Raw genomic sequence first — 22,074 nt, forward strand, 5'->3', positions numbered from 1 at the left:
AGAAGGGCGCTACTGGCCCCTCCTCCACAAGCAAGTTGCTCAATAATAGTTAGTGGCTACCTGCCGGCTGCGGCGCACTACCGGGAACCGCTGCCTTTGCTTCGACCGGTGCCTTCTTAGCGGCCAAGCTGCCAAGCCAGAACACAAAGAGAATGCTAATCCAGAAGAACAACACGTTGAACGAAATCATGTTCGCGGCAAATCCGACCGTATGGGTATAGGCCCAGGGTGAATTGTCGCGCATAATTTCATTCACGTGCCAGAAGAGTCTGACCGATGAGCGGATGTAGCCCATCAAGCCCATCATCCAGGTAAAGGCGGTCGCCAGCATGATCAGAGCATATTGCGAACGGGCAGAAATCTTGCCCCACTCAATCGCCCCTGTCTGCTTGGCCCCCTTCATCATGACGCTATTGAGCGCGAACATGAAGAAGAGACATGAGAGCGTCGTCGCCACCTGCGGGACAGACAAACCTACGCGAACGTTCGCCGGAATGTAATACCCGTAGATAGCGAGACCGACAATATTGATGTAGGCAAAGAAGAAGAAACATCCCATGAAGATGTTTCCGAATTTCGCCCAAGACACAGTTGAAACCTTATTACCCCGCATGTACCACACGAAACTCAACACCGTGGTGGTAATAATGACGTTGATGCCGCCGTTCTTGGCCGACATAACTCCATAGTTACCCAACACCGGGTGCTGCTGTCCACCCATGGCCTTCAACTCCGCAGGAGTCATAACCATGGTGTGCGGCGTGATAAATACGAGATATCCGCAAGCGAGAATAAAGACCAGATACTTGATGTAGCGCTGATATTTTTCCGCGCCACGCATCCGGCCCATGGCCTGCCAGAGGTAGTAGTTCGTGCTCAAAAACAGAATCCCGATCATGGTTGCCTGAATGATAAAGAGCCAGGCAAGCAATCCACCCATGAGCGTAATACCCATCTGCTGCCGATAGGCATACACTTCGCGCATGAGCCAGTAGCCAGCGAATGGCAACGGGATCAAGAACGCGACACCGAGCGCCATCGCGATATAGCCCATCCAGTCGTAATGGGCGCGGTCTTCGTCGGTCTTCGACGCAAGGAACTTGTATGCCGCATAGGCCGCGACGACACCGCCACCGAACGCCATATTTCCGAGAATGCGGTGGAGATTGAGCGGATTCCACAATGCGGTGTGCAGCACGTGCCAGATATTCCCCAGATACCGTCCCTGCTCGTCAACACCGGCCGGCGACATCATGAAACCGATCCACGAATTCGCCAAGAACATGAGCAAGGTGCCGATGATGTTCAGAATGACCGACATGCTCAAGTGGATCCACTTGAGGAACCCTTCCTTCATCTTGTCCCAGCCATAATAATAGATGTAGAGGGTCCCGCTCTCAGCCACGAACATCAATGCATAGATGTGCATAACCGGACGGAAGATGCTGGACAGATACCCGAAGAAGGCAGGATAGAGAGTCAAGAACGTAAAGATAAGAATACCGCCGAGCACAGCGGTCAGCGAGTAGGCCGTCAGACTGATCTTAATAAAGTCGTAGGCGAGCTGATCGTACCGCTTCGCAAGAGCCTTATCCTTCGTCACCACCCCCATAAATTCGACGACCATACAGAAGATCGGCACGGCCAGCACGAAGCTGCCGTAATAGAGGTGCTGCTGATTCGCAAACCACAGCAGGACGCGGCTCTCAAAGTTATACCGCGGATAATCCTTCGGGCCATCCGTCGTCACCGGAGCAGGGGCGCCAACAACGATACCCTCCGTCTTGTAATAGACGTCACGCCCCTTCTCAACCTTCGCCTCTTCCTTCTTCCCCTCTTCCGCAAACGCCACCCCACCGGAAGTCAGTGAGGGCAACGATACGGCGATCGGAAGCAGGAGGAGGCCGACCATCGCGCCCAGCGCCATGATCGACATCATCTTCTTACGGGTTAAAAAACCCATGGCAAACCTCCTTGATGCACTCCAAAATATGATGAACCAATCTTCAAACAACCCTGCCAGGCCAGACTACTTCCTGAACATGTACCAGAAATCCAACCCCTGCGCGTCCATCAGGAAATGGTCAACCGCCAAAAAGTACGCCACACAAATCGCCACTGAAACTATCGCGTAGAAAATTGTCTGCCCCATCTCGCTGCCTCCCTCAAAATGAGTGCTACACCGTTACCATCATCGCGCTGAATACCGTATTAGCAAGGGCACTGAATGCCGGCGAACCAATAAAAGAACCACATGCCCACGGCGCACGTGATGTAGAAAATCATCTTCCCGACCTTAACCATCAAATCGCTGTCAGCTGGTGCTGTCGCCATCGTATTCCCCCTCCCTAAAATCGAATGAGTTGATCGAAATCGGCGAAATCCTTGACACTCAAAAATCTGTGTGCTATTCAAAATTCATCGCAAGTCACTTAAAAACAAAGGGAAAATCATGACCAAAAACTCAAAATTGTTCGACATTATAGTTTTGGCTGGAATGGTTGTCAACATCATTTTGGCCGTGTTTCTGATTCTCTACTACTTTGACTTTCTGTAATTTTCTCCAGGCCAGATGCCCCTGAACCATCCCCCCTGTCAGCGGATTTAGCGCATCGAAACCCGATCGTTTCATCGCGAAAATCAGGCACCATTTTACTGCGGCTGGTGATTCTGACATCGGCCCCGGCTGTGGTATAGCCCCCGCCACGGAGCACTCGATAGACGCCATGCTCCGGGCTGGGGGGATTCCGGTCTGGCGACTCCTTGAAATAGTTCTCTGCGTACCAATCCTCGACCCACTCCATGACGTTCCCGGCTCCATCCGCCACTCCGAACGGACTCACATCGGACTGAAAGGCCCCCACCGATGCCGCAACCTCATAGCCGTCATTGACACGTGCCCAATTCGCCCCGTTGGGCCGATCGGCATTGCCCCACGGCCACAGACGCCCATCGACACCGCGCATGGCTTTTTCCCATTCCGCCTCGGTCGGCAACCGCTTCCCTTTCCACTGACAATAGGCCTGCGCATCGTCCCAGGATACATAGACCGCCGGCTGATTCGGCCCGCGCATTTTGCCCACATTCTTCGCGTATCGCGCCGGAGGACCCGCCTTGCGATGGCCCGTTGCAGCCGCAAATTGTCCGTAGTGATAGTTCGTCACTTCATACCGGTCGATCTGAAACGGATCGAGGAGAATTTCTCTGGCCGGCTGCTCATCAAATCCTCCCACATTGGTCCCACGCACGAACGGGCCACCAGGAATGAGCACCATCTCGTCCTTGAGCGGCTCCTCAGCGGCCTCTCCTGGGCCTTCGCCCGTCTTCACCGGCTCCAGCAGCTCTTCAGGCGAGTCCTCCAATGGGGTACTGGTCGTCCCTCGCAGGATCGCAATAATGGGCATGGAGGCAAACAGCAGCACGGTAATTCCAAAGACAACCTTGAATCGAGTCTCCAGCATGGCGGTTACTGCCCGGCCGCTTCCACTCCGGAGTCCAGATCGCTCGCGCACCGGATTCCGATCGTGATGTCATTCCGCCAATACTTGGCGGCAAACCGCTTGGACAGCCTTGCGTTCTGCTCCGTTTCTCTCCAGGAGCCGCCACGCACCACCTTAAGCTGGCTATCGTCGATGACTTTCGGGTCTCGATACACCCCTTTTTTATAGAAATGTTCGTCGTAGGAATCGGCGACCCACTCCGCGACGTTTCCGGTCATGTCATGCAACCCGTAGGGACTGCGGCCCGCCTCGAAGGAGCCGGGAGGCGCAAGATACTTATAGCCATCCTCAGGCCCATCCACATTGGCAACATTGTTCAAGAACTTGTCGCCCCAGGGATACTTTCGTTTCCCCTCGCCGCGCCCGGCCTTTTCCCACTCGGCCTCGGTCGGCAACCGTTTCCCGGCCCACTTGCAATAGGCCGCGGCATCTTCCCACGAGACGCTCATGGCCGCCAGCTCCGGCTTGAGCACCTTGGACTGATCGTCTTCAAATACTTCGATGCGCGGCTCGGGCCGCTTCGTCATTTTGGCAAAACGCAAATATTCGTCCTGCCGCACTTCATTGCGGTCGATATAGTAGCCTTTCAAAAACACCTGATGCTCGGGAGCCTCGTCCGGATCGCCGTCATTGCTCCCCATCGTAAAGGGGCCGGCAGGAATCTGCACCATCTCCCGGCCTTCATCCCCGACTCTGGTTTTGTACATGGAGTAATCCTGCGCCACCGTCTTGGCCGCGGCCGGACGAGCCTCCGTCTGGATGCTCATGACCAATTTCCGCATCTGCTTGTCCTTGTACGACTCGTAGACCAGCCCGGCGATCAGGAGAATAAACGACCCGAATACAAAGACGATTGACCCGATCAGCACACCCCTGTTTTCCATATGTCTCCGAGCGCCTCAAAAATTCGACGATGACCCTTATTGGCGAGCGTCCTGAGCCGCACCGTCAACCGACGCACCCGCCGCCTCGGCCTTGCGGGCCGCACGCATATCCAACAGCATCGACACCTGAACCCCGAGAAATCCACCCATTGCGGCCCCGGCACCGGCCCCATATGAGATCCGCTCCGGTCCAGCCAACACCCAGGCCAGCAGACCGCCGAAGACAGTCCCCACCAAAATGCTGATCAAAAACCGGCGCCCTCCAAGAAAGCCGACGACGCCCCCCATCACCAACCCGATCCCGATCGCCGGCAGCATGAATTCACTGCCCATGATGAGGCCGATGAGCGTTCCCACCGTCCCCATCACAAGGATGCCCAACACGATATCCACGATTTTTTGCGTGGGAATCCCCTGCGCTGCGCCAGCCTCAGTCATACCACTCCCGAATGCCTTCCTTTACTTGGCAGGGCTCGCGACCAGCGAACCAAAGTCGATCTCGACACCCGGCGCCGCGATAATCGAAATACCCCAGGCTTTGGGCGCGGGCTCATGCTGATGGATGCGCTTGAAATCTTCGTAGACATTCACCCGCTCCTCAAACCACTGGCCGACGTCCTTCGTGCCGCTTTGCACCACGATCTCGGCCCCGCTGAACATCCCGCCCTCCGTCAAGGTGCCGTCGGGCTTCGTCCCGCTCCAGACATACTTGGTAAAGACCGGTATGAACATGAGGTCCGTATCCAATGACGCATAAATGGCCGCGATCTGATCGGTGCCGGCCGGCGCCTTCTGCAACCGCCACCGCCAGGTTAAGACCGGATAGGCCTTGGGGTCCCAATCGATTTTCTTCTTCTTGATCCGCTGCCCGGCATCCTTCGCCGAAAGAAAATTGACGCCGTTCTCCGTATGCACCTTGTAGGCTTCCCGCCCTTTGGAGTGGCTGCGCTGATTCTCGTGGTCCCAGGCGGAAGGAAATCCATCGGCCTCTTTCCCCTGAAAATCCTCCAGCACCAACACCTGGCCTTCGGCTGAAGCCCGCTCGCTCATCAGCATGCCCGCACACAACACCGCACCGAATACGGCCACCGCACTCCACACCGCTCTGCGCTTCATATCCTTCATCACCTTTCTTCCCGTTTAGGCTTCCTGCGACGACGACGGCGCCAAGGCCGGAGGCTTCTCCTCAAAGAACTCCTCCCCCATCACCGGCTGCTGCCCGCGCTGACACATCCAGAACAACCCCAACACCGCGCCCCAAAAGACCACCATGTTGAGCGTGACCATTTTCGCGGCGAATTCCAGATCCGGCGTAAAGGCCCAGGGAGACACATCCGCCATCAGCTCGCTCACATGCCAGGCCAATCGTCCGGACGACCGAATATAGCCCATCAGCCCCATCACCCAGGTGAAGGCCGCCGCCAAGCCAAAGAGCCCCACCATCCCGCGCACCGAAATCTTTCCCCATTGCACCGGGCCGTGCACAATCGAGCCTCTCAGCATGAGACGGTTGATGATGACCCCAGCCACAATCACCGTCAGCGTGGTAAAGGCTTGCGGCGAAGAGAGTCCGACGCGGATCTTCGCGGGCAGATAGAATCCATAAATCGACAGCCAGATCACATTCACCATGCCCACCGCATACAACGTCCCGATCAGCGCATTGCCGGTCTTGACCCACGACACCGTCATCGTGCGATTCGCCCGGCGATAGTAGAGAAAGCTGAGGGCCGTGATGAGGATCATCACGTTCACCGCGCCGTTCTTCGCCGACATGACCCCGTAGTTCCCGACCACCGGATGCTGCGCCCCGCCCATGGCCTTCACTTCACCGGCCGACATCATCACCGTGTGCGGCGTCAGCCAGATAAACAGCGCCAGCGTCAGAACCCCGAGCAGGAACTGGTAGTACGGCTGATAGCGCTCCCCGCCCTTGATCCGCGCCATGCTTTGCCAAATGTAATAGTTGATCCCCAGCAGCAGCGCCCCGATCAACAACGCCTGCACGACAAACAGCCAGGTCAACAGCCCGCCCATCATCGTCACGCCCATGCTCTGGCTGAAGGCATACACCGAACGCATCAACCAATAGCCGGCGATCGGCATCGGCAGCAGCGCGCAGACCGTGACAAACAGGAAAATATAGCCGACCCAATCGAAATAGGCCCGCTCCTCGCTGGTCTTGCTGGTGAAAAACCGGTAACAGGCGTAGGCCAGCACCACCGCGCCGCCGGACATAATGTCCGCGAGAAACCGGTGGACGTTGAGCGGATTCCAGAGAGACGAATGGAGCAAATGCCACACGTTCCCCAGAAACCGGCCCTGCGCATCCACACCGGCCGGAGCCATCATAAACGCCGACCAGGCATTCGCCAGCAGCAGCAAGGCCGTGCCGAAAATATTCGTCAGGACGCCGATGGCGGCATGGATCCACTTCAATCCGCGTTCAGCCATCCGATTCCAGCTGTAGTAATAGAGAATCAGCAGCAGCGACTCCCCGACAAACACGATGGCGTAGACCGGCATGAAGGACTTGAAGGTTCCGCCCATGTACTTCATGAACGACGGATAGAAGTAGATGAACATGGACAGCATGAGGCTCCCGACCACCGCCGTCACCGAGAGGGCCAGCAACGCGACCTTCGCCAAGTCTCTGGCCAGGCCGTCGTAGCGCAGCGACAACGCCGGTTTTTTCGTGATGAGCCCGACAAATTCCAGCAAGGCGCAAAACAGCGGCAGCGCGAGGACGAATCCGCCGAAGTAGGTATGCTGCTGCGTCACGAACCAGACCAGCAACCGGCTGTCGAATGACCCGATCCGTGAATAGACGGTCTCATGAGGACCCGGAGCCGGCGGACCCTGCGGCGTCCCCGGCGTCTTAAAATACAAATCCGTCGTCTCCTCGGCGAAGGAGAGGCCCTGCGTCCCCCACCCCATTCCCACGAGACTGACCAAGAGCAGCAGCCCTGCCCAGAACGCCACTGAAAGAGAGCCGAATCGTGTCATACGCATGTCATTACGCCTTTGAACCGGGAACCGCGGAGACCGCAGCCGTGCCCCCGATCGTCTTCCCGAGAATCCCCATGACAAACGGACAACGCAGCAACGCCGACGAGAGCCCTTGCCCTTGCGCCTCTTCCACATGCCGCCGATATCCGAGATAGTAACAATACAACGCCATCATGGCCGCCACGCCTCCGCCGCTCGCCACCGCATAGGGCGGAGACAAGCCCGGCTGCCTCAGCACAAAAATCACAAATCCCGCCGCCACCAAATAGTAGGTTGACGCAAAGGCCAGCCCCGGCCACCACCAATATTTCAACAGCTCACCGGGAGCCGTCTGCCTGAGCCCTTGCATCCACGGCGCCGCCGGCCGGAGCCCGCCGAAATAGGCACAGAGGGCGACCGTGCCACCCAGCACCGTGACCGCCGCCAACTGAATCAGCGCGGCGATCTGATGATCCGCTGAAACACTCCCCAGTGCGGCGCCCAGTGCGCCAAGCACCAGGCCGGCCACGACCCAAGAGCTCAGTGGTGCCGGCTGCGCGCTCACCATGGCACGAAGCTCCGTGCCATCCGGGAAGGTCGGAAACGGCCGCCCCAACACCGCCATCTTTCGCACATGCCCGATTTCAAACGCGTCCCGCGCCACCGCCGTGCAGGAAATGATAATCGCCATCATGGCCGGGCCATCCGGATGTTTCAGATAGTCGTATCCCACCAGCCAGAGCAGCGCCAGCACCAGCAACGATAGCTGCACTCCGTAGACAAAGCCAATCCAGCCGGCCAGCCAGCCAAGCCTGCGAAGGCCATCGGCAGGAACGATCTCCCGCCAGGCAACCGCACGCCCGACGCGATAGGCCAGCAACGCCGTCACGACCGCCACCAGCCCGCTGACCGCTAACAGCACCACCGGTTCCGTCAACGGCAGCAGATGCTTCGCCAGCCGGTACACCCCAAACGCCACGAGGCCGGGAACGAACATCACAATCCGCTTGGTTTTTCGGACCGACTCTTCCGTCACCGCCAGCGTCAAACTGGGCAACACCCGCAATGCCATCCGATGCAGCATAATTGACTCGTTAGACGTAAGACGTGAAACGCGAAACGACAGGCTCTAATTTCGTTTTACTTTTCACGTTTCTCCCATCACGCCTTCTGCGCCGCCATCCCGAAATACTTCGCCTTGATCTCTTCCATCAACGCAACCGTGATTCGCGTCTGTCCGCGGTCTGCCGCCGTGCGTTCCAATTCCACACGGGCCATGGCACGCACCGGGGCCGGCACCTTATCCAATCGCCGTTCCGCTTCAGGGTCCCACACAATCCGCTCGCCGGTGCGCGGCCGCAGCAATGTCTCGTAAGCCACGACGCGCTCACCCCTGATCCGCACATCCTGCTCGACTTCTTCGCGTACGAGCGGGGCCAGATACGGCGGCATCCGCTCCAGCCGGTGCAAGGCCTCGTCCGTCCAGGTCAACCGATCGATCAGCCCGCTCAGCTGCCCGGCCGGCACATCCACGCCGACTTTCAGGCCGCACCCGCGGCACTCCGAGCGCACAAACCATTGCGGCACCCCGTCCTCACCGGTTCGTTCCTCAACACCCTCCGTGTGCATCCAGCGCCCACAGCCGCAGGTCAACATCGCTTAGCCAATCTTGCCGGGATAAAAAATATAGAGCATCGCGTAGGTGGTGGTCCCGGTAATGAACAGCACACAATAGATGATCATCGTAAACAGGCCGAGCGCCCGGTGCCGCCGCGCGCCGTTCGGCCAGATCCGCTGAATCGTCATCTCAATGGAAAAGACAAACGCCACGAGGGCGAGGAGGCCAAGATAGACCTCCATTTTCCTCAGTGAGAATCCCGCCGTCGCCACTCGAGAGAGGAACAGCAGCACGACTACAGCCGTCACGGCCCCGAAAATGAGGCCCACCTTCCGCCATGACGTCAGCAGGAGCGACTCCTTGAGCGTGCGCACCCCATCCAATACCTGTTGGGACCGAAAGCCCAGCACGATCATGTAGACCGCCATGACCAAGCCGATGATCACCAGAATGATGTGGAGCGTCAGGACGGGAATAAACACATAATCGTAGAGCGCCTGCGAGCCGCCGAACCCTTCCTTCCCCTCAAAGGCCAGAACCCCAAGCTGCCGGAAGAGATAATAGGCGACGAAGAAACTGAGCATCGCGATCATGCCACCGAGCATCAGCCAATGATGCGCATGCGCCCGATTCCGTTTGGCCTGAATCCAGCCGATCACGAAAAGCGCGGTGAAGAACGTCGCCATCAACTGGCTGACGTCAGCGCCGACCGTGGCGTGTGTGCCAAAGAAGCCCGGATCGCGTAACCAGTCCATGAATCCTGCGCCCCTTTATCCCTTGATGCCCTGCACGACCGCCGTCCGCTCCAGCTCCGTGACCGAGGCAAACCCGGCCGCCGTCATCCACTGGATCGCTTCGCCGGTCTTGTAGCACCCGCCCTGTTGCGTGTTGACCAAAATATGGACCGCGAAGGCCGTGGTCCAGGCCGGACCGGTCCCCGCGTCATCGAGAAAACGATCCTTAATCACCAACCGCCCCCCCGGCGCGAGATGCGTGAACACTTTTTTGACCAGCGCCGCATTCGTCTCAAAATCTTGATAGTGCAGAATGTCGGACATGAGGGCGACATCGTAGGGGCCGCCCAGGGCATCCTGGTTGAAATTCCCCGGATGCAGCGCGATCCGCGATTCCAGCCCCGCCTCTTTCACCGTGCGCTCGGTCAGCCGCAACGTCGCAGGCAAATCGAACACCGTTGCCGTCAATTCCGGGTACACCCGGCAAAAGGCAATCGAGTTGGTCCCGGCCCCGCCCCCCAAGTCCAGCAGACGCACCGGCCCAGAGAGCTGCAGGCGCTTCGCCAAATCAGGGCCGCTCTGCTGGCCGATTCGATGCAAGACGGCCAGCACATTGCCGCCAAGTTCCGGATCGGTTTCAAAGACATGGCGATCGACGGCTCGCTGGCCGGTTTTGATCGTCTGCTCCAGCTTGCCCCAATTCTCCCATTCGGCATCGTGCAGCAACAGCAGATGCCCGATATATTGAGGAGATTGCCGCACCAAATGAGTCTCGGCAGCCGACGCATTCCCGTAGGTTTCGCCGTCTTTGTTCAAGAGACGCATCGCCACCAAGGCATTGAGCAATAGCGCCAGCGTCCGTTCGTGCGCGCCAATCCTGGCCGCAATTTCAGCGGCCGTTTTCCGCTTGCCATCCAACGCGGAAAAGACGTCCAGACGGACGGCCGTCAGCAGGATTTTGGTTTCCCAGTAATAGCCGAGCTGAAAGATTTCCGCGAGTGAGAGTTCCCGTGACACACCAATCCCCTTGAGCCTGAATGGCCTAAAAATTCAGGCATCTTACCCAGTTCAGAAAGTGAAAGGCAAGGCAGCCGGACGCGGAACCGAGGCGGCAGAAACACAAAGGGCAGCGGATTGCTCCGCTGCCCTCGATGAGGCGAGTGACCTCGCCGGAAGAATAGAAACCTTACTTGATCTCGGCCTTGAGGTTCGCGGTGCCGCCATCGGCCACTTCCACCTCAAACTCGACCTTCTTGCCCTTCGCGGCAAAGGGGTGCCAGGCCACCACTTTGTGCTTGCCGGCCGGGACATCCTTGAGCTCGAACGAACCGTCTTCCTTCACAACGGCATAGTGCTTGTTCGAAACCGGGAGGAAGAAGGACTGCATGAACTCATGCTGGTCGCACTGCAACCGATAGTAGCCTTCCTTTTCGGCGCCGCCGCGGAACGTCACCGGCTTCTCGAGCTTGTCACCCTTCTTGGCGAGACCGATGTTGAAACCGGTCGCCGAGGTGGAGCCCTTCACGGTGAAGCTGTGCGGGTTGTGGAGCACGCCTTCCTTGGACTTGGGATCGTCAGGATCCGCATCGTGGTTCTCGGCGCGGAAGTTCTTGTTGTTGACCACGATGCCCGTGAACGGGAGGAATTCGCAGAATTCCGCGACCACATCCGTGCCGGCATAGGCATCCATGAACGCCTTGTCTTCGATATCGACCACGGCCACAACCGCACCCTTCAGACCACCATCCTTGCCCACTTCGATGGTCTTGAGGAAACGCTTATCGCCATCCATCAAGCTCTTGTTCGGGTTCTTCGGGCAGAACTTGGGATTCGGGAACTTGGCGAAGGAGAATTCCTTCTGCTCAGCTTTCCCGGCATAGGTCACTTTCCCGGCAATGGTTCCGCCGGCATTCGCAGCCAACGGCGCTGCAATCAACGCCACTGCGGCCGCACCAAACACAACTGATAACGCACCCTTCTTCATGTGACTGCCTCCTTGTGATGAACTAACCGCCCCTGATTTCTTGCTTGTGATTCCCTTCCGTCACCCACCGGCCTGATGAGGAGAATGGAAGGACTCGCTTCCCCTCTGGTGTACTCGATCAACATCCTGCTGGCGAGGCTGATCTGGACCGAGTATGTATATAAAAGTCTACCGTCCCCTGTCAATCTGAAACAAGGGGGCACTCTGCCCCACCCGCCACTACAGTTTCCGCTGCAGCAGGTGCAGCAGCGCCCCGGCCGCCGTCGCCCGCACCGCCTCATTCGCATCGTGCAACTGCGCTTTCATCAGCGGAATCTGCTCCCGGTCCCCAATGTGGCCGAGCGAACGAATGGCCACAATCTTCGGCCCAGGAAGCGGATCGTCCGTCAAGCCATTCAAGAACGCAATCGCATCGTTCGCATTCGGCTTTGTCGCCTTGCCCAACGCAAACGCAATCGACGCCCGGGCGGCCGTATCGTTTTGCTGCGCCAAGGCTCTGGCAGGCTCCGCCACCTTCTCGAACGGCTGCCCGAGCTGAAGCAGCGCCGCGATCGACGCCGCCCGGACCGTCACTTGTCCATCTCCTAATAACTGCGCGATGGCCGGCACCGACTCACCTGTGCCCAGCTCAGCCAGACTCGACACGGCGGATTCGCGCACCGCCGGGATAGGATCCTTCAGCAACAATTCGATCTTTTCGCGGGCATCTTTGCGCCCCAGCTGTCCCAGCCCTCTCGCCGCCGTCCCCCGCACCGAGGGCTGCTGATAGGTCAGCATCTCCATGAGGAGAGGCGCGCCCCGCTGATCCTTCAGATCGGCGATGGCCCTGATCGCATCGGTTCGATCATCCGGGTTGGCCGCCTCGGCGGCCTTCCGCAAATCGTCCCAGGCCTCTTTCTTCCCGAGCCTGACGAGCGCCGCATACGCGGCAATCCGCACGGGAGAGAGCTCATCCTTGGCTGCGGCCTCAATGAGCGGCAGCACAGAGGGATCGCCCGAACGTCCGAGCGCTTTCACGACGCGGGCCTTCACCAGCCCGGCCTGATCCTCCAGCGCGCCGCGCAACTTCTTCGACTTTCGACCGGCTTCCGACCGGCCCAGCCCTTCGACCGCCAGCACGCGCACCGGTCCCGACCCATCGCTCAACCCGTCTTCGAAAAACGGCACCGCCTCGGCGGAATCGATTTCCTTCAACGCCGTGTAGGCCGCGCCGCGCATCTGCTCGCGCATGTCCTTCACGAGCACGACGATCATGCCGAGCGCCACCTCGCGCAACACCGGCTCATCGTCGTGCTTGAGAGCCTGGGCCAGCAGATCGTACTCCTCCAGCGCGTCTTTGGGCTTGCCCAGATTAATCAGCGACCGGATTTTGAGCCGCCTGACATCGGGCGCCGCTCCTTTCTCTTTATCAAGCTTGGCCAGCTCATCAAGCGCCTGCTGGTACGCCTTTTTCTCAAAGGCCGCTTGAGCCTCTTTGGGAACGGCGGGCGCTCCCGCCGTGAGCACCGACGGGCTCATTCCCGCCAGCACGCACAGCAATCCCGCGACCACGATCCCGCGACGATGGAATAGCCTTCGTGTCATCCTGTTTCCTTGCCGCCCCGTTACCCTTGCACTCTGGGCCCGGCGGGGCTCGCTCGTTTTTTATATCCGGGCGGTTCGTCGAAATAATAATCCGGCTGCGGCGAGAGGCGAATCCGTTCGTACGCGATCGACCAATCCCGGTCGCGGCTCACCAGCTTCAACACGATCCCCGCTTCCACATCGACCCATTCGAAAAACCGTTCAACCCGGCCATGGCGATCCGTCTGCACCTCGAACAATTGCGCCGCGCGGCCGACCGCCGTGGCCTCTCCGACCAACACCCGTTCCTTCTCGCCCGGCAAGGCCGGACGAACCGGCAGCACATCATCCACATCCACCGGCGTGACCAGCAACTCCTTCCGCTGCGCAAGCAGATACCAGGTTTCGGCCTTGTCCAAGCGAACGATCTCGATCGCGGCATACCCATAGTCGGTCTTGAGGGCATACTTATACTCCAGACGGATCCGGTCCTCCTTCGCAAAGACTTGCGCCTGATGCCGACGGCCGTTCACCTGCTTGATGAGCGTCCCGGAAAATTCAACGGCCGGTGCCGCCGCCTCACCGCCCCACGCCTGGCCGAGTACGCTGCCTGACAGGAACGCCAGCCCGAGACACAGTAATCGGACTGGCGCCCTCATGCGAACGGTGGCGGGGAAGGGCCTCAATGCTGACGTTCCACAAACGGCTGGATGTCGATCGAATAACCGAGGGATTCCGGACCGAAGCGGGGATTATCCATCACCTTGTAGGCGGAACGATTCCCTTTGGGCGCCTGCAGCGAGAACTGCTCCTGCACCTTGCCATCGGCGTGGATCGTCACGGTTTTCGTCAACCCCGGCCCGGTCTGTGGATGCCAGACCACCATCTGATAGGTCCCCGGCGGAATGCGATCGATGGTGAAGGCCCCATTCTCATCGGTCAGCGCATAATAGGGATTGTTCACCGCCATCGCCCAACTCTCCATATAGGCGTGAAATCCGCACTGCATATAAAAGGTCCGCCGCCCTTTGTTCAGGTACACCGGCCCAATCAGCGAGGCCCCCGGCGCATGATTGTGCATTGCATGAATATCACCCCGGTGGTGCTGGTGATTCATGACCAGCGGGGTGTTGAAGAGCGTCCGCGCCCCGGATTCCAGCGACGTCTCATACCCCTGAATATCGTGCATCACGGGATCCATGTTGATCACTTCCACCGCATGCCCATTCCGCACGATCGTCATAAAGGGCAGAAACAAACAGTCGCGCGCCTCGATCAGGGGCACGGAAATTTCAAACGGCTTGCCCGACTCCACCCCCTCCAGGAGCACGATCGCATCCTTCAACCCCGCATTCGGCCCGACCACAAAATCTCGGAGCAGCCGCCAGCCACGGCCATTCGAGATGCGTCCGCAATAGGCCGGATCGGGAAAGGTAATCAGGTTGAAGCCCTTGGGCTCGGGAATCGGACCATCCAGCCGCACGACACCTTCGATGGATCCGCCATGCGGCACGTCCACCACTTCATATGCCGCCGCCGGCAACACACCAACCGCCAGAACCAGCAGCCAGAGGGCCGCTATCGCCGCCTTGCTTGCCCGCTGCCAAACCGCCTTGCCATTCACCGCGTCGTCCTCCATCCGGATGTGAATTTGCACCGCGTCCGCATCGTATCAAAAGGCCGCCACAAAGCAAAAGGGGGAAGCCTTTCGGCTTCCCCCTTCGCGATCGCCCATGCCCCCGCCGCAAGGCAGGAGGCCGGAGATTACTTTACGGACACCGGGATCGCCATCGCCGGCGGTTCAGCCGACGCGCTCTTCATCCCGGCCGCCGCTCCGTGCAGCGGCAAGAGCCGCTGATCGCCGGACGGCAACACCCGCACATACCCCCACTGGCCGGACTGCGAGTACGGCAACCGCTGGTTGCTGTACACATAGTCGCCAGGCAGGCGATAGGGACCGCCCGCGGAGGGGATAAAGGCATCGATCGTCTCAGAGCCGGAGAACTCCACGACACTGATCTGATCCGCGCCGCGCATGAAGGGCTCGATCGGCCACTCGTGCTTCTCGACGCTGAACATGCCGTTTTGTTCGTTGCTCACACCCAGCACGTGAATGCGCACGGGATCGCCGGCATGCGCCTCGATCAGAGGCGTCGCGGGATCCTCGGGCTTGTCCGCCTTGCAAGGCTGGAACACCTTGCCCAGCGAGCAGCCCTGCTCTTCACGGAACTTGTACGGCTCGGACCGGTAGTTCACACCGGTCAGGCCCGCCACGTTCTGCACATAGGGCATGAAGCTCGTGCCGATGATGTTGTCTTCGTCCTGGAAGAACAACGCCACGTCACGATAGTTCGGCCGGTTTTCCATGCCGGGCAACGAGTGATCGAGGATCACGTCGGCCGCCCAGGCATTCTTGTTCGTCAAATCGGCACCGGTCTTCGGATCGCGGTACTTGGCGCCCTTCGGGCCCACCACGATGGCGCCGAACAGCCCGTTGCGCGGATTGGTCATCGCATTGCCCCAATCCCACACCAACGAGGTCGTCTCGCCGTTGAACGGATCCGCGTAGTACGTATAGGTCCGCTCCGCGCCCGGCGCGATCGTCTGATCGCCGGGGTTCATGCCGATGTTGGCGCCCATCGAATCCTTCGGGTCGAACGCCAGCCCGATGGCCGAGAAGGACGCCTTGCTCTCCTTCATCTTGTTCTTCAGATTCACCTTCACGCAATCGCCCACGTTCACGCGGAGCGTGAGGGGCATCGGCTGCGCGCCGCTCGCCACCTTGGCGGTATCTTCCTCCAAGGCGTAGATCTTCGCGTCCGGATTGGTCATGAGGATCTTCCGCTCGAAGTCCACTTCGATGGTCTCAGGAGCCTTCGCGTTGAACTTCATGGACGGATAATCCAGCGCCACCACATTGAACGACTTCACCGGAGCATCCGCCGGACACACCGGCAGGGCCTTCGGGATTTCGTTCTTCGTGGAGAAGCCCGACGTGAGCTTCTTCAGATCGGCCTGTTCCTTGTCATACACGCGCACGATACCCCAACCGCCCTCGGAGAACTTTGAGGACCGGCCGTTGAAGTGAATGTAGTCGCCGGCCTGCAAGCGAGGCCCACCGGCCTGCGGCACCACGAGATCGTAGCGCTCCGCAATACCGACGTGCATCGAATTCTTGCGATTGGCGTCACCGGCATAGCGCTCCGAGAGGAACGTATGGCCGGAAATCGTCCAGACCATCGACTCGTTCATGAGGGTATGCAGGAGACGGAATACCATCGTGTCTCCCACATAGGCCCTCAAGGTCGGCGTATAGGGATCGCCGTGGACGTTGCTGTTGAAGATCTGCGACGAATCAGGATTGGTCGCCAACCGCTGCGCGATCGGAGCCGCCCTGAAATTCAATCCGCTGCCGGTGGTGTGCGTGCCACCATTCAAGAACGGCATCGGCGTCATGTAGATCTTGTCCGGCATCATGAACGACACGGTCTTGCCGGCCTCGAGCGCCACTTCAATCGGCTGCCCGGGAGGATTGCCCGCGGTCACGACGTTGACGGTGTGCGGCACGGTGTCGTGCACCTGCACCATCAACTCACGGAAGCTGTTGTTCACGCCATGACCCACCGGCTCGACGGTCCGGATGTCGGCGATGGGGCCGCTCCGCACTTCCTTGCCGGTCTTCGGATCATGATAGGTGGACCCGACCGGTTCGGCGATGAAGGTGCCGAACCCGCCGTGCGGCCAGGTGGTCGCGCCGAACGCATGGTCGTGCCAGAACACGGTGCCCACGTCCGCATCGACCCAGAACCGCTGCCGGACGAACTCGACCGTCACGATGTCGTTCGCCGGATGGTCGTTCTTCAGGCCCTTCGCCAAGGTGATCGTGTTGCCGTTGATCGCCTTGATGCGGGAGATTTCATTGCCCTTCACGTTATCGGCGCCCACCATGATGAGGGTGCCCACGTGATACTGCTTCGCGTTCTTCACCGTGATGCTGCTGGCGCCCTTCTTGGCCGCCGCCGTCAACGGCGTGTTCATCGGGGCCGGGAGGCCCTTCGGATTCTTCTTCTCCAGCATCGTGAACGGACGGACCGACTGCTCATAGGAGAAGCCGGTGATCACGCCGTCCGACGCCTGGTTGTCGAACTGCAGGAAATGCCAATGGGTGTTGATCTTCGACGACTGGAAGTTCGTGTAGTCGTCGTCGTCCCATTCGCTGGTCAACGTCCAATCGAGGCAGTCATAGATGTTGCCGCGCACGACCAGCGGATACTTCAGGTCGTCGTTGGCGCGGACCGCCGCCTCTTCTTCATGCAGCACATAGATCAACCCGTTCGGATCGACCACGGCCGGCTCCTTGCCCTGCGCCTTGGCGATCTTGATCGGCATCTTCACGAAGTGGACATTGTAGTGCTTCCGTCCGGCATTCTCCGGGCAGAGGCTCCACACGCCGTTTTCTCCGGGCAAGGCCTGATCGACACTCTCGTCCCCGTTGGCATCCCGGCGGATCATCTCCAGCCAGGGCGCGCCGACGTGGTTCGGCGAGAACATCACGCGCCGGCCGAAGTGCGGCGTCAGATGCGGCCAGGCCACCTTGCCGGTCATCGGCTCGAACATGATCGGGTGCCGCTTGCCGGGGTGCGTGGACTTGTACTTGGGATTGTCGACTTCGCTCTCCCGTTCGCTCATCGCCACGTTGCCGTTCCACGTCCAATCCAGGACGGTGGCATCGTACGACTGCGTCTGGCCCTTTTCGTCATCCTTGTGGCCAGGCTTGCCCATGGTGGGCAGCTGCATGGCGACCCAATCCTTGATGTTGATGACGGCCGGGTTGCCCTTCCAATTGCTCTTGCCCTTGTCGGTAATCGTGAACTGCTTGCCGAACCAGTCCACGGTCTGGCCGATCAGCTTGTCCGACGCAATCGGGGTCTTGATGCGGCCCTTGCGGTCCGGCAACTCGCGGAGATCCGGCATCACGTCGTTCCGCAGATCGCCCTGCTGGATCGTGTTGTACACGCGCCAGTAGCCCCACATGCCCGCCACATAATGGTGCGCGACGTGGCAATGAAAGAGGAAGTCGCCGGCCAGCTGCTGGCAGAGACCGGACCCGCACTCGGTTTCGAGGTCGAGCGCTTCGGACGGCCCGATGACTTCCACGTCCACGCGGTCGGTCTTGGCGCGGATGACCGGATACTTGACCGGCCCGTTCGTGCTGGTCGCCCAGAGGTTCATGTCATCGATCGCCCGCGGGCTGCGCGGCCACCGGATCGTGCCTCCGTGCGGATGGTGGCTGTGGAACACTTCCGATCCACCGTGCACCAGGCGGAACTTCGCCGGGTCACCGATGTAGGAGCGGGGGATCGTCGGCGACGGATCGCCGAACGTATAGGAGCTGTACCCCATCGACTCATCCTCGAAGCCGAAGTACTCGTGCTGCACATGCATATTGTTGATGCCGAAGGGCTCGCTGCGATAGTTGATCGCGCGGCCACCCGGACGATAGGCGTCCGTCAACGGATCGCGCTGCGGCAAGAAGTCACCCTTCTTGTTCAGCGGACGGAAGGCCTCATCACCGACTTCATGGTAGTAGAGCACGAATTCGCGGAAATCCGGGCCCGTGCCGTTCTTGATCATGACCTGCCAGCCGCTGCTGGCGGGGGTCGCATCCCCGCTGCCGAGGGCTTCCCAGTAGGACGAGCCGCGCGGCTCGACGACGAAGGACCCGAACATGCCCATGACCGTGAGCTCACGGTCGTTGCTGAACGTATGGAACTGGCGCACGCCTTCCTGCGTGTTCGGGTGGATGTACCACTCGAAATCGCCGCTCTTATCCTTGGCGACGATCGTATCCGAGTTCGTCGTGGTCGCCGCGGCGCCCGTCGCGCTCACCACCATGGATGAACCATGGATGTGGAGGCTGACCTCTTCGCCGCCTTCCAGCTTGTTGCTCAGCTTGATCTTGAGGCAATCGCCCTGGTTGGCGCGGATGGTCAGGGGTTGAATCCACTGGGCTTGCACGCCGGGAATGATGGCTCCGGGATCGAAACCTTCCTTCTCGCGCGCGGCCTTGTTCGTCGCCTCTTCCGCACGGACCTTGTCGAGGTTCTCATCGAGCACGTACATGTAGCCCGGATAGAAATCGAGCCACTGATTCAAGGTAATCTCGACGTTGATCGCGGACACGTTGTACTGCTTCACCGGCGCCGTCGCGGGGCACTTGCCGCCGCCGGTCATGGCCACCGGCTCAACGCGCGGATCGGACACCAGCAACATGTCCTGCCCGCCCGCACCGTACTGGTGCATCATGGACTGGGTGTTGTACATGCCGGTGTTGACGCCTTGCACCTGCGGATCCTGGCTCATGTGCTCCATGATTCGCTGATGCTGCTGCTCGACCATCGACGACCGCTCGCCCTTTCCGGACATCGCGTCTTCGACGATCGTCTGACCTTTGAGTTGTTCCGCCCACGCGGGAAGCTGATGATTCATCGCGACTTGATGCGTCGCGTGACCAGCTGAACTGGAAGTCTCAGCCGATGCCAGCGGAGCCCCGAACAGGGCTACCGCTGCCATCATGCCGAGCATGCGGGTAGGTACACTACCCCGTACCGTACGAAATAACATGGACCGGCCTCCTTGTTATGATGAACGATGCAGAAATAAAACCTATGACACGGAATGTAACGACTGCGGTTTACATAGTAGGCTCCATTGTACAAACGAACACACGGCCCCCCTCGCGGGGAGGCCGCACGATACTGAACTTGAAAGTCTGTGTCAACCCCTTTGGACAGTCATACCCGCTCAGGCCATGACGCAAGGCCAGCGTACAGGCCTCAGGAATTTTTCCGAATTCACTCATGGCGAGACTGGTAGCGAGGGCGGCGGCGTCCATCGGGGGATTTGGGCATTTAGGCCTATCCCGCCTAGGCCCTCATCTTTTTCCTCCGTTCTCGGATTGTGCGATAATGCACCCATGATTATAAAACGTTGGCTCGTCGGCGACCCGCTGAAAACGGCGCAAGCCGCGCACGAACGGCTCTCGAAAACCCTGGCCCTGGCCGTCTTTTCATCGGACGCCCTCTCGTCCGTGGCCTACGCGACAGAAGAAATCCTCCTCGTCTTGGTGCCGGCCAGCATCGCCTTCGCCCAGTTTTCAATTCCGATCAGTCTCATGATCGTGCTGCTCCTGGCCATCCTCACCGTGTCCTACTCACAGATCATCTTCGAGTATCCCGAAGGCGGAGGCGCCTATATCGTGTCCAAATCGAATCTGGGCGAGTGGCCCGGACTGACCGCGGCCGCCTCCCTCATGATCGATTATGTGCTCACGGTCGCCGTCAGCGTCGCGGCAGGCATTGCGGCGATCACCTCGGCCATCCCGAGCTTGTTTCCCCATCGCACGGCGCTGGGCGTCTTCGCCATTGTCGCCGTCCTGCTGGTCAATCTTCGCGGCGTGCGGGAATCGGGGAAATTCTTCGCCATCCCGACGTATCTGTTCATCGGCGCACTCCTGCTCATGCTGGGCATCGGCGGCGGGCAACTGATCATGGGGCAACTGATGCCGGTCACCCCCCCGGATCTCGCCGGTCAAGCCGCCGTCGAATCGCTGTCGATCTTCCTGATCCTTCGCGCCTTCTCCTCCGGATGTACCGCGCTCACCGGCGTCGAAGTGATTTCCAACGGCGTCTCCGCCTTCCGCGCGCCCGAACCGAAAAATGCGGCGATCACCATGGGCGTAATGGCCGCCGTCTTGGCGACGCTCTTCATGGGAATCAGCACGCTGGCGTTTCATCTCGGCGTGATCCCGAAAGAAAGCGAGACCGTCATCTCGCAGGTCGCCCGCGCCATCTTCGGCGAGGGGGCGTTCTACTATTTGGTTCAAGCCACGACGATGATGATTCTTATTTTGGCGGCGAACAGCGCCTTTGCCGGGTTCCCCCGCCTCGCCTCATTGCTGGCGCGAGACAGCTTCATGCCGCACCAGATGGCCGTGATGGGGGACCGTCTGGTCTTTTCAAACGGTGTCATCATCCTCGGAGTCTTCTCCTGCCTCTTGATTGTCTTGTTTCAAGGCGATACCCACGCCCTGATCCCGCTGTACGCCGTCGGCGTGTTCCTCTCCTTCACCCTGTCGCAGGCCGGGATGGTCAAGCGCTGGCTCATCAAGCGGGGGCCCCACTGGAAAACGAAGCTCGCCATCAATGGCGTTGGAGCCCTGACCACGGCCATTGCCACGATCATTATCGCCAGCACCAAGTTCATGCATGGCGCCTGGATCGTGATCGTGCTGATCCCGCTCTTCATCATGATGTTTCGCGGCATCCGCTCGCATTACAAAGCCGTGTCCGAACAAATTACCTTGGACCGCCGGGGTGCCCGGCCACCCATGCCGCGGCGCAACATCGTGGTCCTGCCGATTAGCGGCGTGAACCGCGCCGTCGTGCGCGCCGTCGACTATGCGCGCAGCCGTCCGGGGGAAGTGCGGGCCGTGCTCGTTGACCTCGACCCCGAAGAAACGGCCAAGATCGAAATTCAGTGGGCGCAATGGGGCTGCGGCGTGAATCTCATTGCCCTCCCCTCTCCCTACCGTTCCGTCCTCGGCTCCCTGCTCGACTACATCGAAGAAATTCTCGAAAAAGAACCGGACACCTGGGTCACCGTCGTGATCCCGGAAATTCTCCCCGCTCGCTGGTGGCAAAATATCCTGCACAACCAACGAGCCCTCATGCTCAAAGCGGCGCTGTTGTTCAAGGATCGCGTCGTGCTGACGGATGTGCCCTTCCACCTGACGAGGTGACCC

17 protein-coding genes are annotated in these 22,074 nt (G+C 59.7%); 1 reads left to right on the forward strand and 16 read right to left on the reverse strand.

Features of this window, described 5'->3' with window-relative positions; genetic code table 11:
- Nucleotides 1-49 precede the first annotated feature (49 nt).
- The 16 genes from RI101_03045 to RI101_03120 all read right to left on the reverse strand — a co-directional run bounded on the left by RI101_03045 (nucleotide 50) and on the right by RI101_03120 (nucleotide 19,895).
- Nucleotides 50-1,963, reverse strand: a complete 1,914-nt coding sequence (locus tag RI101_03045; protein MEC4889016.1) for a cytochrome ubiquinol oxidase subunit I — start codon at nucleotides 1,961-1,963, stop codon at nucleotides 50-52.
- A gap of 66 nt (nucleotides 1,964-2,029) precedes the next feature.
- Nucleotides 2,030-2,152 carry a hypothetical protein gene (locus RI101_03050; protein MEC4889017.1) on the reverse strand — a complete coding sequence of 41 codons (123 nt, stop codon included), beginning with the start codon at nucleotides 2,150-2,152 and terminating at the stop codon, nucleotides 2,030-2,032.
- A gap of 358 nt (nucleotides 2,153-2,510) precedes the next feature.
- A complete protein-coding gene (locus RI101_03055; protein MEC4889018.1) occupies nucleotides 2,511-3,461 on the reverse strand; it encodes an SUMF1/EgtB/PvdO family nonheme iron enzyme in 951 nt (316 codons plus the stop codon).
- A 5-nt stretch (nucleotides 3,462-3,466) separates the two neighbouring features.
- Entirely contained in the window at nucleotides 3,467-4,384 is a 918-nt protein-coding gene (locus RI101_03060) for an SUMF1/EgtB/PvdO family nonheme iron enzyme (GenBank protein ID MEC4889019.1), read from the reverse strand.
- A gap of 36 nt (nucleotides 4,385-4,420) precedes the next feature.
- The gene (locus RI101_03065; GenBank protein ID MEC4889020.1) at nucleotides 4,421-4,822 is read right to left on the reverse strand and encodes a hypothetical protein; all 402 of its coding nucleotides are present in this window, start codon (nucleotides 4,820-4,822) and stop codon (nucleotides 4,421-4,423) included.
- A gap of 21 nt (nucleotides 4,823-4,843) precedes the next feature.
- A complete protein-coding gene (locus RI101_03070; GenBank protein MEC4889021.1) occupies nucleotides 4,844-5,500 on the reverse strand; it encodes a DUF3047 domain-containing protein in 657 nt (218 codons plus the stop codon).
- Nucleotides 5,501-5,524: 24 nt separating this feature from the next.
- Nucleotides 5,525-7,396, reverse strand: a complete 1,872-nt coding sequence (locus RI101_03075) for a cytochrome ubiquinol oxidase subunit I (protein MEC4889022.1) — start codon at nucleotides 7,394-7,396, stop codon at nucleotides 5,525-5,527.
- A gap of 4 nt (nucleotides 7,397-7,400) precedes the next feature.
- The gene (locus RI101_03080) at nucleotides 7,401-8,456 is read right to left on the reverse strand and encodes a hypothetical protein (protein ID MEC4889023.1); all 1,056 of its coding nucleotides are present in this window, start codon (nucleotides 8,454-8,456) and stop codon (nucleotides 7,401-7,403) included.
- Between the two features lie 77 nt (nucleotides 8,457-8,533).
- On the reverse strand, nucleotides 8,534-9,001 hold the full coding sequence (locus RI101_03085) for a PCP reductase family protein (GenBank protein MEC4889024.1): 468 nt from the start codon (nucleotides 8,999-9,001) through the stop codon (nucleotides 8,534-8,536).
- Nucleotides 9,002-9,031: 30 nt separating this feature from the next.
- Complete coding sequence (locus RI101_03090) at nucleotides 9,032-9,745, reverse strand: DUF420 domain-containing protein (protein ID MEC4889025.1); 714 nt, start codon at nucleotides 9,743-9,745, stop codon at nucleotides 9,032-9,034.
- 15 nt (nucleotides 9,746-9,760) lie between these two features.
- On the reverse strand, nucleotides 9,761-10,741 hold the full coding sequence (locus tag RI101_03095; GenBank protein MEC4889026.1) for a methyltransferase: 981 nt from the start codon (nucleotides 10,739-10,741) through the stop codon (nucleotides 9,761-9,763).
- Nucleotides 10,742-10,910: 169 nt separating this feature from the next.
- Nucleotides 10,911-11,708, reverse strand: coding sequence for a hypothetical protein (locus RI101_03100; protein ID MEC4889027.1), 798 nt, complete (start codon nucleotides 11,706-11,708; stop codon nucleotides 10,911-10,913).
- Nucleotides 11,709-11,927: 219 nt separating this feature from the next.
- Complete coding sequence (locus tag RI101_03105) at nucleotides 11,928-13,292, reverse strand: HEAT repeat domain-containing protein (GenBank protein ID MEC4889028.1); 1,365 nt, start codon at nucleotides 13,290-13,292, stop codon at nucleotides 11,928-11,930.
- Nucleotides 13,293-13,312: 20 nt separating this feature from the next.
- Nucleotides 13,313-13,930: a hypothetical protein gene (locus RI101_03110; protein MEC4889029.1), complete on the reverse strand. Its 618-nt coding sequence runs from the start codon at nucleotides 13,928-13,930 to the stop codon at nucleotides 13,313-13,315.
- 23 nt (nucleotides 13,931-13,953) lie between these two features.
- Complete coding sequence (locus tag RI101_03115) at nucleotides 13,954-14,928, reverse strand: carboxypeptidase regulatory-like domain-containing protein (protein MEC4889030.1); 975 nt, start codon at nucleotides 14,926-14,928, stop codon at nucleotides 13,954-13,956.
- A gap of 107 nt (nucleotides 14,929-15,035) precedes the next feature.
- Complete coding sequence (locus RI101_03120) at nucleotides 15,036-19,895, reverse strand: multicopper oxidase domain-containing protein (GenBank protein MEC4889031.1); 4,860 nt, start codon at nucleotides 19,893-19,895, stop codon at nucleotides 15,036-15,038.
- Between the two features lie 352 nt (nucleotides 19,896-20,247).
- Here RI101_03120 and RI101_03125 point away from each other — a divergent pair, with 352 nt between their 5' ends.
- Nucleotides 20,248-22,071, forward strand: coding sequence for an APC family permease (locus RI101_03125; protein ID MEC4889032.1), 1,824 nt, complete (start codon nucleotides 20,248-20,250; stop codon nucleotides 22,069-22,071).
- Nucleotides 22,072-22,074: the final 3 nt, after the last annotated feature.

It is taken from the genome of Nitrospira sp., from assembly GCA_035968315.1.
Lineage (GTDB): Bacteria > Nitrospirota > Nitrospiria > Nitrospirales > Nitrospiraceae > Nitrospira_D.